This window comes from Runella defluvii (genome assembly GCF_014195535.1).
GTDB classification, from domain to species: Bacteria; Bacteroidota; Bacteroidia; order Cytophagales; family Spirosomataceae; genus Runella; species Runella defluvii.
In genome coordinates, this window is the sequence record NZ_JACIBY010000006.1 from 1 (window position 1) to 16,562 (window position 16,562).

The window sequence follows — 16,562 nt, forward strand, 5'->3', positions numbered from 1 at the left end:
CGTGCGACGGTGACATTGCTGCCCCCTAGTCTTGCATGTATTAGGCCTGCCGCTAGCGTTCATCCTGAGCCAGGATCAAACTCTCCATCGTAAATATTATAAAAATTCAATTTGACTGAATCCGTAAAGACTCACTATTAACCTTAACTTACTCATTATTTCAAAGAACCAGACCCAAATTTTCGGGCTTAACTTTTTAAGCTCTGTTTGATTTGGGATTGCAAAGGTCTGACTTTTAAATCTTACTTCCAAATATTTTTTCAACTTTTTTTATTTGCTGAAATCTTACTTGAAATCTCTTTGCTTTTACCCTCTCTCGTTGTTTGGGGTTGCAAAGGTCTGACTTTTAAATCTTACTTCCAAATATTTTTTCAACTTTTTTTTATTTGCTGAAATTTTACTTGAAATCTCTTTGCTTTTCCTTCCCTCTCTCGTTGTTTGGGGTTGCAAAAGTAGTAGGAGTAAGATGACTATCCAAGCTTTTTCTAAAAAAAAAGAGCTCTTTTCTAAAAGTTCTTTAAATCGTAAAATACTACCCCCTTCATAATCCTATTTAAGGCGATTCACTTAGGATAAAGTCCACAAATCTTTTATTCCAAGAAACCGTTGAGAAGTAAAACCTTCGCCATATTTCACTCCAATTGCGTGTCCATACTCCTTGGCACGGGCTTCTATAAACTCTAAAAATTCTGGAGAAGAGATATAACTATTAGGTTCTGGGCTGGTTGGATCAAAGAATTGGCTTCTAAAAGCACGAATGGCTTCTTCCTTTTTAGGCCAATGCGGAGTTATATCAACCACAAAATCTGGTTTAATGTACCTATCCTGTATAAAGTGATATATATATTTAGGACGCCAAGCCGACTGGGGCTCCCCATTTTCATCAAACGTAGCGATTTGGCGTAAGCCTGCTAAGAAACAAGCATCATAAATAAGCTTTGCCCCGCGCCCATGGTCTGGGTGGCGATCATCAATCGCATTAGCCAATACTATCTCTGGTTGGTATTTCCTTATAAAAGGAACAATCGCCATTTGATGCTCCCGCGTGTTTTGAAAAAAGCCATCAGGTATTCCTGCATTGTCCCGAACACTCACGCCTAATATAGCAGCGGCCGCATCTGCTTCTTGTTTTCTTATCTCAGGCGTACCACGGGTTCCTAACTCCCCTTTGGTAAGGTCTAAAATGCCGACCGTTTTGCCACTTTGTAAAGTAGCTAATATAGTACCAGCGCACCCTAATTCGACGTCGTCGGGGTGCGCTGAGATTGCCAATAAGTCTAATTTCATCCTTAATGTATTATTTTACTCGAAGTCGTTGGCCTATTTTTAAGCGTGCTGTCAACCGAAGATGGTTCTTTTGGGCTAACTCTGAAGTGGACATTCCATATTTGCTCGCAATTGTATCCAATGTTTCTCCACGGCGAACTTTATGAAGCACAGTACGTTTTACTTTTGCTTTGCTAATATCAAACTCGCTATCTATTGAGCGCCCCCCTCGGAGGTGATCCCATACCTTTGAAGTAAGTACAAAACGTTCGTTACGAATCGTCTGTCCTGGAAAATCCCAAATCCATGCCGGGCTGAAAGGGTTTCCTTCATATCGGTTTTCGTAGTGGAGGTGGTCGCCAAAACTTCTTCCCGTGTTTCCACCTAGACCCAACATGTCTCCTGCCTTGATTAGTTGGCCAACCTCTACCGTAATTTTAGACAAGTGACCATACAAGGTTTCAAGTCCATTATAATGCCTTACTAAAACAAATCGACCGTATCCGTTTCCATCATAAGCCGTCACCCGAACGATGCCATCGTAAGTACTGTAAACTGGATCTCCCGTATTTAAGTCCAAATCCATCCCTTCGTGCCAACGCCCCCAGCGCGGGCCAAACTGAGAGGTCACCTTTACTTCACTCGTAGGCAGGTTCCAGAAACGACCTTTGCCTGGATCAAATAAACGCAGCGAAATGTTTTCTTCAAACTCTAATGGATTAAGGTTGTAGGGATCGATGGTACGTGAATCCCAAATCGCGAAATAATCGGCGACTTGCACCCAATCGTCTCCTACTTGTACCGAATCAATAATTTCGGCCACGGAGGTTTCTCCCTCATCAATTGTCCCCGTTGTGTCATCTGCTACCGTTGGGTTCACTTGTTTGACAGGCTCAAACGTGTTTGAAAAACGCATTTGGGGTTTTTCTACCTCAAATTCTTCAAACTCGTCTTTCTGGGGCTTGATGACAGGCGTACTTGGCGCTTCTGTTTTGTTGGGTTTAATCTTTGGGTTTTTTTTGAACAACCCTCGTTCTTGGGCTTGAAGATTTACTCCTAAAAAAAGAGCAAACATTAGTACTAAAAGTAATTGGGCTTTCATCCGTCGTTGGTTTAGCCATTCTTTGAGAGGGGGGAACATATCCATGCCCACTCAAGGAATGGGAGTAAAACTTATAATTAAATTCGGTGAGCCATTAAAAAAAAGTAACAGTAAGCCCCATTTGCCTACTGTTACCAATTCCAAATTAATGAATGCCTTTCTCAGTTAAATAACGCTCTGCATCCAATGCTGCCATACAGCCTGAACCTGCTGCGGTGATTGCTTGGCGATAAATATTGTCTTGGGCATCACCACAAGCAAACACGCCTTCTACATTGGTTTTGGCACTTCCTTTTATTGTTTGGATGTACCCAGCATTATCCATATCTATATACTCTTTGAAAATTTCGGTGTTTGGTTGGTGTCCGATGGCCACAAAAAAACCTGTTACATCAATCGTATATGATTCTTCCGTTTGAATATTCTTTAGTCTAACTCCCGTTACACCTTGGTCGCCGAGGACTTCCTCGGTTTCGGAGTTCCAAAGAATCTCAATGTTCGGCGTTGACTTGACGCGGTTCTGCATTACTTGAGACGCCCGAAGCTCATCACGGCGTACAATCATATATACCTTCTTACATAATTTGGCCAAATAACTTGCTTCTTCGCAAGCCGTGTCGCCTCCACCTACGATGGCTACTTCTTGGTTACGGAAGAAAAACCCATCACAAACGGCGCAAGCAGATACTCCGTAGCCATTGAGACGCTGTTCTGATTCTAGCCCCAACCACTTGGCGGAAGCTCCTGTTGCGATAATAACCGCTGGGCTTTCAATAAGCGTTGTATCATCAATCCAAACTTTATGAAGGGTTGGATCAGAAAAATCAACTTTTGTAGCCAATCCATAACGAATATCAGCCCCAAAGCGGCGCGCTTGGTTTTCAAAATCAATCATCATTTGAGGACCTTGTACTCCCTCTGGATAACCTGGGTAGTTTTCAACCTCCGTCGTAATTGTAAGCTGACCTCCTGGCTGACCTCCTGTATATAAAACAGGTGAAAGGCCCGCACGAGAAGCATAAATGGCCGCAGTATAACCCGCTGGGCCCGAACCTATGATTAAACAAGATACTTTTTCAGAAGACATTAGTAAAAGCGTTTGATAAAATTGACGATGGTAGATTTGTCTTTAAGAACGACGAATCTATTCATTAAATTTACAATCTAACTTCCAAAATCGTTCATCGTCTTTTTGCAAGTTTTTGCAAGGCGGTTGCAAAATTAAGCAAAAAAGGCTGAGAAGACAAAGTAGCCCTAGTTACTCTGGTATATTTTAATACCGCACGGTTTACCATATTCTCCACTCTATGCGGCGGTTAAGCTGTCGGTTTTCGTCTGAGGTATTCGGAACGATAGGTTTGGCTTCTCCCATCCCAACGGCTTTTATTCTTTCTTTGGCTACCCCCGATTCCACCAAGTAGTCCACCACGCTTTGTGCCCTTTTTTGGGAAAGAAGTTGATTTTGCTTTGCATCACCCACATCATCGGTATGCCCCGTAATCTCAATCCGAAGGGTTGGCTGTGAACGAAGCTGCTCAATCAGTTTGTTTAGTTCTGTTCGGGATTTTTCTTGCAACTCGGCTTTTCCCGTTTCAAAATAAATATTACTCAACACGCCATACGACTCTCTCTGAAGAGGCTCCAAAGCGATGTCCAATTGATACCCTTCCGCATTGTTCTTTTGACTATAATCGAACGACAAACTTTTGTAAAAATATCCTTTGGCGCTTACGTACAAGCCCCACTCACTGCCATTAGGCAAGGTGGTGAGGTAAGTGCCCGTAGTAGCATCAGACGACAGCAATTGTACGCGTTTGCCCGTTGTCAAATTCATCAATTCGATGTTGGCTTGAATTGGTTTTTTGGTACGAACGTCGGTGACAACTCCTCGCAAGTAATTGGCCGTATTAAACCGTTTGGTCAATTCATCGGGCAAACGAAAACGGTACAGTCTCGATACCCGCTGATTTCCGACTCGCTTTGCATCCAATGAATAGTAACCATACTTACCGTCGGCGGTTATGACGAGCGCCACTTGATTGTCGGAGGTATTGATGGGGTAGCCAATATTTTGGGGATTCTGCCAGCCAGTAGCCGTACTATCCGCAAAAAACAGATCGTATCCGCCCAACCCTTCGTGGCCTTCCGATGCAAAAAATAACGTCCGCCCATTGGCATATAAAAAAGGAGATGCTTCGTCAAAGGGGGTATTGATGGTTTTATCCAAATTTTTTGCCTTTTCCCATTCACCATTTGGTTGTAAGGTAGTGTACCAAATATCTCGCCCACCTACACCTCCTGGACGGTCAGAAATAAAGTAAAGTAGCTGCCCGTCGGGCGACAATGCTGGTTGCGACTCCCAATAAGGAGAGTTAACGACTATCCCCAGGTTTTTTGGTTTTTCCCACTCTTCCCCTACTTTATGGCTAATGTAAAGATCGCAACTCCCATAGCCCTCTCGGCGATTGCAGGCAGTAAAAACAAGCGTTCTTCCGTCGGCCGACAGCGTTCCTGTACCTTCGTTATCAGCCGTATTAATTTTATCCGAGACTGACACGGGCGAACTCCAGCGCCCATTTTTGTAGGTACAGATAAATAAGTCTTCGTCGTTTTCGGGTTTTCGCCCCGTAAAGAGCAAAGTTTCTCCATCTCCTGTCAAAGCAGGAAAATATTGCAAAATGAATTGATTGACCGTATCAGAAAGCTCTTCGGGATGAATCACGAGGGGATTGAGAATGGCCTTTGCTCCGTAAATACAAGTTTGAAGCTGCCGTTGCGCTCTTTTTTGCGCAATGCTATTAGGTTTAAGAAAGGTGATGTAATGTTCTAAATCGCTTTTCGATTGCGCATAGTCACCTTCACGCAACTGGTGCTCAATGAGGCGCTGGTACGCCAGGGCAAATTGAGGCGCATCGGGCTTTAGTTGGACTGTTTTACGGTATGCCTGTAGGGCCAAGTCAGGCTGGGTAAAAACTTCATACAATTGCCCCTTACGAAAATACGCTTCTGCCAAAGTAGAATCATAGCGGAGCGCTTCATCAGCAAACTGCGACGCTTTTTCAAAGTTTTTTTCATTGTAAAACTTTGTACTTCTCTCCAAAGCCTCCGCCGCTTTTTTGTTGGTAGTTGGCAAGTAGGAGGCTGGTGCTTGCGCAAAAAGCGTACACGAAAATAATGTACCCAATACCCAACAGGCTGCCACTCTTGTACACAGCCCATTAAACTTCCAAAAACAAATGGTTTCCCTCATCTTTAATAAAATCACAATAACCCTCCTCTCTTGCTAACTATTGTACGATTTTACACTCAACTCTGCGGTTTTGCTGCCTTGCTTGCTCAGAACCATGCTGTACCAATGGTCTGCTTTTTCCGTAGCCCTTAACGCGTAGCCGTTGTTCTTCAATCCCTTTTTCAAGTAAATATCTTTTGACCGATTCTGCCCTTTGTACTGACAATGTATAATTTGCCTCCGCTGTTCCCACATCATCCGTGTGCCCTTCAATCACGAGTTGGGTTGCGACATTTTGTTTTAGATACTCCGCTAAATGTTCTAGTGCCGAATAGGGTGCAACAACTAGCACCGAGCTATTCTTTGTAAATAATGTGTGCTGCAAAACAACATTTGAATCCACCTTAATCGGCGTCAATAGAATTTCCCAAGTTCCGTTTTGAAAAGACGAATCGGCGGCTAACCTAAGGTTGAAATGTTGAGAAAGGTAGTTTTTACGTTTCACCTCCACTTGAGTTTTTGTCTGTGGGGATACCACAAATAGAAATACTCCCGTCGAGTCATCTGAATGAAAAGTGGCGATTTGCTCTTCTTTTTCTAACACCCCTATCGTGGCTTTTAAGGGTCGTTTTGTTTCTGAATCTACCACTCTCCCTTTTACAAAGGTCATAGCAGGGCAAAGTTGCTTGAGCGAATCGGGTAAAGAATAATGACACAAACTACTAACAACTGCCCCATTTTCACTAGGTACACTTCTGTCATGATACGAATAAAACGCTTCTTGGCAATCGGGGGTAATATAAAACCCCATCTGGTCAGCAAAATCATTTAATGGAAAACCCAAATTTTGAGGGGTAGTCCATCCTGCATATTCTTTTTTTGAAATAAAAATATCAAATCCTCCCACACTTGGCCAACCATCGGAAGCGAAAAACAACGTCTGGTTATTTGAATGTATGAATGGGGAAATTTCATCAAATTCAGTATTTATTTGAGCTCCCAAATTAACAGGCACACGCCACTCGCCAAATGTATTGAGTGATGTACACCAAATATCTTTTCCGCCTAATCCACCTTGACGGTCTGACGAAAAGTACAAAACTGTACCATCTGCCGAAAGAGCAGGTTGAGACTGCCAACCCTGCGAATTGACCATTGGCCCCAAATTAATTGGTTCGCTCCAAACGTTGCCCGTTTTATAGGATATATATAAATCACATTTTCCAATGTTCGTTTTTCGATGACAAGCCGTAAAAACCAGCACATTACCATCTGATGAGATAGAACAAGTCCCTTCATTGGTCGCTTTATTAATTTGCCCCGATATACTTTTGGGGTTTGTCCAACCTTGAGCTGTTCGTTTACTGACGAATATATCCTCATCGCCATTGTTGTGCGTATAAATAAGCGTCTGCAAATCAGCCGTTAGGACAGGATAAGACTGTGCCAAGGCTTTATTAATGGGAGAAGAAAGACGTTGGTGTTTGCCCTGTTTTGTGCTAGGAAGATGGTATTGGGCGTATTCGCACTGTTTTAAATAACGTAGTACGCTTCGATGAGCGCTCGATTTGGGTTGAGGGCTGAGTCTTAAATATCCTTTAAAATACGTCTCTGCTTTGGAATAGTCTCCTTTTTGAAGGTACCGCTTTCCTAAAATTTCATAAATTATAAGAAAGGCTCTTTCGTTTGAATCGTGTTTTATCGCTTTTTCAAAGTACGGATACGCATCTTCTTTGGTCTCTTTTGAGTCAAAGAGTAGTTGACCTATCCGCATGTAAGGAGCGGCAAAAAAACTATCCGTTTCAATCGTTTTTTTGTAGAGTTTCAAGGCTTGCTCTCTGTCAAAAGGGAGCAGCCTCTCTGCCGAATCGTACAGTTTTCGGGCGCTGGCGCTTATACGCCCGTTTTGAGCCAAAACACTTGGCGATACTAATAAAGAATAGAAGAAGAAATAAAAAGTACTAACCTTTACCCCCACGACCGACAAGTCGCCACCAATTCCTACGGTATATCCATGTATTTGTGCGTTTGCAAGGAGACGCGCCATTGGGGATGCTGTTTTACATACTCAACGATTAAAGGCGTCATTTCTTGCATTCGACTCCACTCAGGTTGGAGCAGCAGCACACAGTCTTTGTTGACACGAGCAGCGTGGTATTCGGCAAACTCAAAATCGGATTTATGGTAAACAACGACTTTCAGTTCGTTGGCTTGCGCATAAATGCTCTCGTGAGGGTTTTTGAATTTTTTGGGAGAAAAGCAAACCCAATCCCACGTACCCGAAAATGGATGTGCTCCCGAAGTTTCGATATTGGTCTCAAATCCAGCGTTGTGCAGTTCGGTGGTCAACGCCCCCAAATCATACATCAACGGCTCGCCTCCCGTCACTACGGCCATGCGTGCAGGATACTGCAATGCTTCGTTTACTATTTGTGTTAGCGTATGCTTGGGGTGAATATCGGCGTCCCACGACTCTTTCACATCGCACCACACGCACCCTACGTCGCAGCCACCCAAACGAATAAAATAGGCCGCTTTTCCACTATGATACCCTTCGCCTTGTAGCGTATAAAAGGCTTCCATGACGGGCAGTTGAAGTGATTGCGAGTCCATATTTTTGGGATTTTCTGTGAATGGTAAACGGTTCGCCAAATTGGCGAACCGTTTCGTAAAATAGTACTATGTTGGCCAAAATAGCCAAGGTAATTATTTCAAATCTTGAATATCAAGCATTCCTACAGGCTTGCCACCTTCGGTTACTAAAATCGTATCCACGCTTGTTTTCTTGAAAAGTGCAGCGGCAGCATCCAACAGCGCCGTTGCTTCGATAGAAACAGGCATTTTGTATTCAAACTCACCGATGGCTTTGCTCAATACATCACGTCCTTCGCTCGACAATTTACGACGCAAATCGCCGTCCGTAAATACGCCTTTCACGCTTCCGTCGGCATTTGTCACCGTTACAGAGCCAAAACCGAATTCGGTCATTTTTACAATCGCGTCGGCCAATGTAGTATCTGCTGATACCAATGGATTTACGCCATTGATTGCCTCTCCTACTGTCACTGTGATTAGACGCGTGTGTTCCACAAACTGCTGCGTACCAATGGCCGTAAAGCTATTTTCGGTCAACACTTTCATGATTTTCCAAGGCACCGTAATGGTGTGGCAACCTAAGTCAAGTGCATTACGAACATGCTCGGCATTACGTACCGACGAGAACATTACCTTTGACGAAGAGCCATAAAAGTTAACCATTTCGACGCATTCGCCAATCAATTTAATGGCATCATAGCCTTGATCTTGCATACGGCCTGCCAATACGCAAATGTAGCTTGCTCCCGCAGTCATGGCCATGTAGGCTTGCTGAATTGTGTAAACCAAGTGAACATTTACCATCATGCCACGGTCACGGAGCATTTTACAAGCACGAACTCCTTCAAGAGAAACAGGCACTTTAAACACGGTTTTAGCTGGGTCAAGGCCCAATTCCAATTGCCGTTCGGCATCTTTTACAATGTCTTCGGCGGTATCACCCAACGCCTCAATCTGAAGAACAGGTACGATTTTCGACAATTTAACAATCATGCCATCGAGGTCAGTAACCCCCTCGCGGTGCATAAACGTTGGTGTCGTAGTAAGACCTGCTAAAAACCCAAGTTGGAAGGCAGTTTCTATTTCTTTAAAATCGGCAGAATCAAGATATAATTCCATTTTTGGTCGGTTTGTCCGTTGTTTAGTTATCCGTTTTCGGAACAAAATTTCGGCAAAGGTCGCAAAAAAAATGGAGGAAAAAGAGAGTTTTCGCAAAAGATGGTTGTGAAAATATGAAGCTATGGCACTAGAGGTTAGCGATTGTTCAACATCTTTTTGTACAAATGGGCAATGTATTGCGGATTTCGTCCCATTTTAAACTGAAGAACGGCGACCAAGTTTGCCAACTGTACGCTCAACCAGCTATTTGTTTCGTATTTCCGCGCCGATACCACCACCTCTTTCGGGATTAGTTTAAATAGTTTACGATGCGATTTCCACATTTTACGCAAAAAATCATATTCTTCCATAATCACGTAACGTTCATCAAAGCCTCCCAAACTATTGAACAAAACTCGGGTTACGAATAAAGTTTGGTCACCTCCACGGACAAAAAGCGCGTCGAACCGCGTACAATAGCTATTGATTCTCAATAACCAGCGATCAGAATCAAACCGAAAACGATACCCACCCGCTTGGTAGCCTTCTTGAACAGCTTGGGCGATGTCGTCCGCAAAACTTTCGGCTACTTGCGTATCGGCATGCACAAAATAGAGCACCTCCCCCGCCGCTCTCGCTGCTCCTGCATTCATTTGTTGTGCTCTTCCCTTCGGCGATGCAACTACCGCAGCGCCTGCCGCTTCGGCTACTTGCACGGTATTATCGGCGCTTCCACCATCGACAACAATGACGTCTAACACATAGCGCCGACCGTATTTATAAAGGAATTTCACCAAACGACCGACGTTGGTTTCCTCGTTTAGTGTGGGGATAATGACCGAAATAAATTTAGTATTCATCCTCTCCATAGAAGTAATAGTTGCCATTTTGAGGCTACAATTGGAACGGTAAGTAGTGGAGCGATTGTTTGTCTTGGGGAAACACCATTTCAAGGCTTAGTTGAGACTAGAAAATTGTTCTTACTGTAGGCGTTTAATTAACTATGATAAATACCCTTTCTACGCTTGAGGCTATTCAAAAAATGAATCAGTTAGGACGTGAGCGAACGCCCTTTTTGTTCATTATTGATTTTTTAGCCCAACGTCCCGTTGTCATACCTCTTTCTCAACTCGACCCAACGGCTATTTTATTTGATTTTAATGGGGTTCATAATCGTACAACACACCCGACGCCCCATCTTGCGCCTTTTACTTTTTCAAAATCGCCGCTTTCTTTGGAAGACTACACGCCCAAATTTGAGCTGGTGGTGGGGCACCTCAAGCGAGGGGATTCTTTTTTGACAAATTTATCAATTCCTACGCCAATACATACGGAGCTTGATTTAAAAACGATTTTTTATCACAGTAAAGCCAAATACCGGTTGTGGTGGCAGCATCAGTTTGTCTGTTTTTCGCCTGAAATTTTTGTACAAATTCGCGGCAATCGAATTGCTTCTTTTCCCATGAAAGGAACGATTGATGCTCAATTGCCCAATGCAGAAGAACGTATTTTAAGCGATAAAAAGGAAGCAGCCGAACACGCGACCATCGTAGATTTGATTCGAAACGATCTGAGTATGATTGCCCAAAAGGTATGGGTGGAGCGTTATCGCTATCTTGATACCCTGACCACCAACCAAAAGTCGTTGCTGCAAGTAAGTTCTGAGATTGCGGGACTTATGCCATCTAATTGGCGCAATTTCATCGGCAACTGGCTTTTTCAGCTTTTGCCAGCAGGTTCCATCAGCGGCGCTCCCAAACCAAGTACCCTCGATATTATTCGACGTGCCGAAGGCTATGAGCGCGGTTATTACACAGGAATTACGGGAATATTTGATGGTGAAAATTTTGACAGCGGCGTACTCATCCGTTTTATTGAACAATCAGGAGAGCAGCTCATCTTTAAAAGTGGTGGAGGCATCACAGCCCGCAGCCAAGTCCACATCGAATACCAAGAAATGATTGACAAAATCTATTTACCTATTTCTAATGCCACTATTCATCGAAACCCTTCGGCTTTTCAACGGGCAGTTGTCTAACATCCGCTTTCACAATGAGCGCATGTACCGCACCCAGCTTCATCATTTTGAAGGCGTTCAGGTCAAAGAGTTGGCCCAAGAGATTCGTATCCCCCAAAACCTTCAGTTGGGTTTATTTAAGTGCCGTGTCACGTATGGGTTTTCGATTGAGAAAATTGAATTTGAACCTTACCACCCACGCACTATCCAATCGCTTCGAGTTGTGGAAGCCAACGACATTTCGTATTCATTTAAGTACCAAGACCGCAGCAGTTTGAATGCACTTGCCGCTCAAAAAGGCACGGCCGACGATGTACTTATTGTCAAAAACGGCCACCTTACCGATACGTCGTACGCCAATATCGTTTTTTGGGATGAACGGCAGTGGGTTACTCCTACTACTTTTTTACTCGCGGGTACGCAACGTGCGTTTTTGTTAGAACAGGGAAAAATTGTAGAAAAAAAAATTCGGACAGAAGACCTACCAAAGTACGTTTCTGCCCGAATCATCAATTCGATGTTAGATTTTGAAACTACTCCCCACATCCCGCTGAGGAGTATTTTCTAGTTGTTCATTATTTGGGCGGTACGAGCGCCTTATTTTTAGCTTTCGTCTTCTTAATAATCACAGGGATGCAAATATCTTCTGGGCAAATACACTCTGCTTCCACAATCGCAGGGCAGCAGTTTTTGGTTGGACATTGCCCGTCGGATACCTCAACGGTATAAGAACCTACGTCGCCCACTTCTAAGGTCTGCGAAGTAGCACCGTCAATTTTAGTGCCATTTTTAAACCATTGGTACGTCTGATAACCCGCTGGGGCAGAGATAATCACCGTATCCCGTCTTTCAGGGCATATTTTCAGTGGCACACTTACACAAGCAATGCCGTAATCGTCTTCAGTAATTACTTTGTTTCCAGGCTGAGAGTCGCTGTCTAAACCTACCATTGATACAATTTCGGCTTCGTTACAAATCGACCCACCAATAAAGCCTCCCGCATTGTTGATTTTGACCGAAACCGTCAGGGTATCCGTTTGGCCTGGGTTGAGCTTCAACGGCCCCCACTTCAACGTTTGCTGATTAAATACTCCACTTGTTGACGTTGCACTGACAAACGTAAAATTGGCGGGCAAATAATCCTGTACATAAACACTGTCGGCGGCAGGGGTTCCACTTACACTTTTATTGGTGACGGCTATCTTAAACTGTACCGTATTTCCCACCTCTCGTCGGCAGTCACCTACCAGTGTTTTGGTAAGTTCAAGGTCTTTAAATGGAGCACAAATACCACTATTGCTTATGGTGATATTCAGAATCATTGATTTTTGACACGCTCCTTTCTTGTCTGCTATGCCATTGGGTTCCCACTTCATGTACAAACTAATGACGGAGTTAGGACGGTACACTTTGGGGTCAAGTTCGGTAATTGATCCTCTAGCCACGGCATCCTCAATCAACGTAAATTCATTAAATCCATCCCTAAATACAAAGGCCGAATCTGCAATAAAGTAATAGGTCGCTTTTCCATTGGGAAAATTTCGTTGCAGTTGTATCTTATCTCCGTTGGCACACAGCGTATCCAGTCGCATATCGTATTGTTCCTTGACCTCATAACAAATCGCCCCAATACTCAGCGTATCAACCCCATCCGTCGCAGCCAAAGCGTAGCCATCTTGAGATTTGTGCGCAAACTTAAATTCATATTCTCCCAATGACCCTGGTACTTCGGTAAAGAAATAATTCTTTTTACTCAAATCAATAGAGTCGATGTAACCTTCACCGTCGTCTTCATAAAGGCCATAGGTATATACATTTTTCTTGGCGTCAAACGGAATAATCGCCCACTTTCCTCCTGGTGTTGCCTTAATGGTCACTTTTTCTCGATATACATACTTTGTATATATGTCGTCTCCTGGCAAATATAAAATCGTTGAATCACAAGCACATGGGTCAGAAATCTCAGGCGAAGTTGTTCGGAAGAATCCAATATCCCAACGTGGATCATGCTGATTAGGGGCTAAAGTAAAAGTCGAAGATTTATACACTGCTCGTTCGATGTCGTTATCCAAAGAATCATTTGTCCCTTTGTTTAAATCTGTAACGACAAAATCTGTAGCAGGATACGACACAGGATTAAACTTCACATAGTAATCACCTGCGGGGACTTCACCGATGTGGTATTTACCATCCACGCCCGTTGTATCTGATTTGATAAAAGTATCGTTGGCATCGTACAATTCCATGATTACCCCCTTAGCAGGAAGCTCTGGCCCTAATATGTTTCCAAAAGGGTCTTTTCTAAGATCTTGAATACCATTTCGGTTCAAATCATACCAAGCATAGTCTCCCATCGAAGCAGGCGGTAAATTGAGCATCCAACCAATATCGAAAGTATAATTATTCTCGCTGTTGTTACCTGTTTTAAACGCAATTATCGCTGCCGAAGAGTCGGCATTATAAACCGCATCTGAGTTACGTACGTTGCTTGTTGGTATTAGACTATCAATTGGCACAAGTCGCATCAAATTAGCCACTGTATTGTCATCCGTATTTGCGGTGGCAATGTTTGCAGCAACAAGGACCTTCGCATTTACTGGTAGATTGGAAACTTTGATACCTGCTGCTTGCGCGGCTTGAATCACATTAGCTGCAGGTGCTCCCAAACTTTGAAGCGTACTTTGATGTATTTCGTACAGGTGATTTCTCTTCAAACCGCCCGTTACATTAAAATCAGAGAAATAAAACTGCCCGCCGTTGGCTGTGGTATCGCGGCCTACTTCCGTTCCACCGTTTTGCATATCATGGAGTGTCAATACAAGGCCATCCACCCCAGGTTCATTCGGATCTTGAATACCATCCCGATCGGCATCAAACCAAATACGATTCCCAACAGAAAGTGGCGAAGGCTCACAAGCGGCGGTTAAGTCTCCCACCCCTCCTGATTTTCCAAGCGACCCCTCACGGATAGAATACACCGCATAGCCTCTTTTACGCTTTCCTGTTTTGGTATCAAAAACCAAAAATCCTGTTGCTAAATATACCTGATGAAGTGGGTCAAAAGCAGAAGTAAAGATTTCGTTTTCTCCTGGGATTTTAAAAATACCTCCGTTGGTAAGTTCGGCGTGGCCAATTTCACCTTGCCCATTAATCCAGTAATCTTCAAAGAAAAACTCGCCTCCACCTGGGCCTGCATCTTTATCATGAGCACTTGCAACCCCTGGGCCACTTGGGCCATCAGCTACATACGGTCCAGAAACACCATTGCTTTCCATGCTGTATGAGCCATCAGGGTTACGCTGTGCACGGAGCAAATCACCACTCATAAATCCGTAGTAGTTGAGTGTATCGTCAGCCGCAATACCTGGCTGGTTTTGCCCTGTTTGTAAACCTCCCCTATCTAGCATCCCAATAAACATCGAACCATCATCATCGAAGTCAATGTCCGAAATAATTGGTTGGGGGTTTACCAAAAACGCACTTAGTGGATCGGGAGCGCCTAGTGGATAGTTACATTGTTTAGGGAAAATTCCTGACCACGGCTTCCAACTATTGATGGTATCGCACCCTTGCGTTCCGTCAAGTGCGTCGCGCTTGTATCCGAGTGGAAATTCAAAAATATTTTTAAACTGAGCGATTTTAGGGTTAAACTCATAGATCGCTCCTTTTAAGTCTTCTTTTTTCTGTGAAGTTTCGGCGGTACATACCACGCCAAGGTACATTTTGTTACGATAGTATTTTAGCGCCCACGGAGCAAAATCTCCGTTAGAACAATTGGGATTAGGTATAACAAAGCTTTTTACATTGGCATTTGCCGCGGATTGGGGAGCTGCAAGTGGCTTTCCTACGCCGAAACTGTATAATTTCTTATCATATAAATTGACCATATACAAGGTATCTTGATAGCGCGTTAACTGCACCCCACCCATACCTACTTTTCCCGCCATGTGGAACGAAAGCGAATCGCGGCTTCGAGCGGTTTTGGATGCGGGCAAGATATTGAGTCCCGTAATAGGATCAAGGTGAGGGTCTGGCCCCGTATCAATACCAATCGTTTTTACGTCCATGAACTCTTTTACCTGATTACCATTTGCCAAATCAATATAATAGAACCCACCCGTTCCCAAAGGCCCCAAACCTACGTGGCGTCGTACAATGGCTCCTACCAACATTCGACGTGAGTCTCGTTGAAAGGAAGCAATCCAAGTAGAGCCAATCTGCGCCGCAGTGGCTAGTTTCACCATAGAAAAGTCATCTACCCCCGCCAATCCACTTGCTTTATGGTCAAACAAAATAAGGGCTGGGTCATCGGCCGCCGAGCCTCCAGCGAGCGGATCCCCCATCACATAACAAGCCGTGGTAACCCGTAATTCTTTTGCTGCAAGGCAAAACTCATCGTCGTTGGCAATTCCGAGGTTTGTTTGCAAGGATGGGGCTTTTACAAACTGAACATCTGTCGCATTTTGTAAGCCTACCATACTTGGCGAGAACGTCTCAGGAAAATCGCTAAACTCGACCCTTGCCATGCTATCAACCGGCACTTGGCCTTGGGTGAAAGCATACTCTCCTAAGGCATTGGTAGTGGTTGTAAAGGGTGTGGGATTGTTTCCTACAAATAATTGTACCCGAACGCCCGCGACGCCAGGTTCTGTAGGACTAACGGCAGTTCGTTTTCCATTCAAATCGTAGTCGATATACACTACCCCCCTCACCTGAGCATGGGCGAGATTGGCTATCATTAATAGTGTACTCACTAAAAAGTAAGAAAAGTGGTTTGCCTTCGTAATAAGGTGTAAAATCCTTTTCATTTTTAAAAAAATTTGGGGTAATCAAAGCACTTTCACCAAGTACCCTGAACGGTTTTGGTCTAATTTGTCCATCTGGCTGGGTTAGAAAATTACTTTTCGAGATGTCCTAAAACGAGCCTCAACTAATTATATCCCATTCATATACATCCTATTTTATCTATTTTGTATATAAAGAAATTAGAGAACCTGTTTATGTTTTTTAACATCTCTATTCGACATAACGATATTTCAATTACCTTGCCACTCTCTGGCATGTCACTAAAAAAATATCCATAAAAATTTCCCAGCTCTCCCCCACAAGCTAACGCTTTTATTTATAGACACTTATGACCATTTACTCAAAATCAACTATCTGTTATTTAGGTAAAATACACTCTACAAATGAGCTAACTTTAGAAATTAACCTCGCCACAAAAACAATGCCAATCAATTAGTTAGCTCAAAGAA

11 protein-coding genes and 1 rRNA gene are annotated in these 16,562 nt (G+C 43.6%); 2 read left to right on the forward strand and 10 right to left on the reverse strand.

What is annotated here, in order from left to right:
* The 9 genes from FHS57_RS15010 to FHS57_RS15050 all read right to left on the reverse strand — a co-directional run.
* Positions 1-91, reverse strand: a 16S ribosomal RNA gene (locus FHS57_RS15010); the annotation flags it as partial.
* A 476-nt stretch (positions 92-567) separates the two neighbouring features.
* Positions 568-1,287: a bacillithiol biosynthesis deacetylase BshB1 gene (gene bshB1 / locus FHS57_RS15015; RefSeq protein WP_183975005.1), complete on the reverse strand. Its 720-nt coding sequence runs from the start codon at positions 1,285-1,287 to the stop codon at positions 568-570.
* Between the two features lie 10 nt (positions 1,288-1,297).
* Positions 1,298-2,368: a M23 family metallopeptidase gene (locus FHS57_RS15020; RefSeq protein ID WP_229601356.1), complete on the reverse strand. Its 1,071-nt coding sequence runs from the start codon at positions 2,366-2,368 to the stop codon at positions 1,298-1,300.
* A gap of 145 nt (positions 2,369-2,513) precedes the next feature.
* The gene (gene trxB, locus FHS57_RS15025) at positions 2,514-3,455 is read right to left on the reverse strand and encodes a thioredoxin-disulfide reductase (RefSeq protein WP_028522050.1); all 942 of its coding nucleotides are present in this window, start codon (positions 3,453-3,455) and stop codon (positions 2,514-2,516) included.
* Between the two features lie 201 nt (positions 3,456-3,656).
* Entirely contained in the window at positions 3,657-5,618 is a 1,962-nt protein-coding gene (locus FHS57_RS15030) for an OmpA family protein (protein ID WP_183975009.1), read from the reverse strand.
* Between the two features lie 37 nt (positions 5,619-5,655).
* A complete protein-coding gene (locus tag FHS57_RS15035) occupies positions 5,656-7,644 on the reverse strand; it encodes an OmpA family protein (protein WP_183975011.1) in 1,989 nt (662 codons plus the stop codon).
* Positions 7,599-8,210 carry a 7-carboxy-7-deazaguanine synthase QueE gene (locus FHS57_RS15040; RefSeq protein ID WP_229601357.1) on the reverse strand — a complete coding sequence of 204 codons (612 nt, stop codon included), beginning with the start codon at positions 8,208-8,210 and terminating at the stop codon, positions 7,599-7,601. Before FHS57_RS15040 ends, FHS57_RS15035 begins: the two co-directional genes overlap by 46 nt.
* A gap of 93 nt (positions 8,211-8,303) precedes the next feature.
* A complete protein-coding gene (locus FHS57_RS15045) occupies positions 8,304-9,311 on the reverse strand; it encodes a transaldolase family protein (protein ID WP_183975019.1) in 1,008 nt (335 codons plus the stop codon).
* A 134-nt stretch (positions 9,312-9,445) separates the two neighbouring features.
* The gene (locus tag FHS57_RS15050; protein ID WP_183975020.1) at positions 9,446-10,150 is read right to left on the reverse strand and encodes a TIGR04283 family arsenosugar biosynthesis glycosyltransferase; all 705 of its coding nucleotides are present in this window, start codon (positions 10,148-10,150) and stop codon (positions 9,446-9,448) included.
* Positions 10,151-10,293: 143 nt separating this feature from the next.
* Between FHS57_RS15050 and FHS57_RS15055 the strand changes: the two genes are divergently transcribed.
* Positions 10,294-11,328, forward strand: coding sequence for an aminodeoxychorismate synthase component I (locus FHS57_RS15055; protein ID WP_183975022.1), 1,035 nt, complete (start codon positions 10,294-10,296; stop codon positions 11,326-11,328).
* On the forward strand, positions 11,279-11,875 hold the full coding sequence (locus FHS57_RS15060) for an aminotransferase class IV (protein ID WP_183975024.1): 597 nt from the start codon (positions 11,279-11,281) through the stop codon (positions 11,873-11,875). Before FHS57_RS15055 ends, FHS57_RS15060 begins: the two co-directional genes overlap by 50 nt.
* Positions 11,876-11,882: 7 nt before the next feature.
* On the opposite strand, the gene FHS57_RS15065 is transcribed toward FHS57_RS15060, so the two are convergent.
* Positions 11,883-16,115, reverse strand: coding sequence for an SdrD B-like domain-containing protein (locus FHS57_RS15065; protein WP_183975026.1), 4,233 nt, complete (start codon positions 16,113-16,115; stop codon positions 11,883-11,885).
* Positions 16,116-16,562 lie beyond the last annotated feature (447 nt).

Excerpts from the sequence above, each read along its gene's own strand:
- FHS57_RS15035 (WP_183975011.1), bottom strand. The coding sequence starts at position 7,644 with ATGGCGCGTCTCCTTGCAAACGCACAAATACATGGATATACCGTAGGA.
- FHS57_RS15045 (WP_183975019.1), bottom strand. The coding sequence starts at position 9,311 with ATGGAATTATATCTTGATTCTGCCGATTTTAAAGAAATAGAAACTGCC.
- bshB1 (WP_183975005.1), bottom strand. The coding sequence starts at position 1,287 with ATGAAATTAGACTTATTGGCAATCTCAGCGCACCCCGACGACGTCGAA.
- FHS57_RS15050 (WP_183975020.1), bottom strand. The coding sequence starts at position 10,150 with ATGAATACTAAATTTATTTCGGTCATTATCCCCACACTAAACGAGGAA.
- FHS57_RS15055 (WP_183975022.1), top strand. The coding sequence starts at position 10,294 with ATGATAAATACCCTTTCTACGCTTGAGGCTATTCAAAAAATGAATCAG.
- FHS57_RS15065 (WP_183975026.1), bottom strand. The coding sequence starts at position 16,115 with ATGAAAAGGATTTTACACCTTATTACGAAGGCAAACCACTTTTCTTAC.
- trxB (WP_028522050.1), bottom strand. The coding sequence starts at position 3,455 with ATGTCTTCTGAAAAAGTATCTTGTTTAATCATAGGTTCGGGCCCAGCG.
- FHS57_RS15030 (WP_183975009.1), bottom strand. The coding sequence starts at position 5,618 with ATGAGGGAAACCATTTGTTTTTGGAAGTTTAATGGGCTGTGTACAAGA.
- FHS57_RS15060 (WP_183975024.1), top strand. The coding sequence starts at position 11,279 with ATGCCACTATTCATCGAAACCCTTCGGCTTTTCAACGGGCAGTTGTCT.
- FHS57_RS15040 (WP_229601357.1), bottom strand. The coding sequence starts at position 8,210 with ATGGACTCGCAATCACTTCAACTGCCCGTCATGGAAGCCTTTTATACG.
- FHS57_RS15020 (WP_229601356.1), bottom strand. The coding sequence starts at position 2,368 with ATGAAAGCCCAATTACTTTTAGTACTAATGTTTGCTCTTTTTTTAGGA.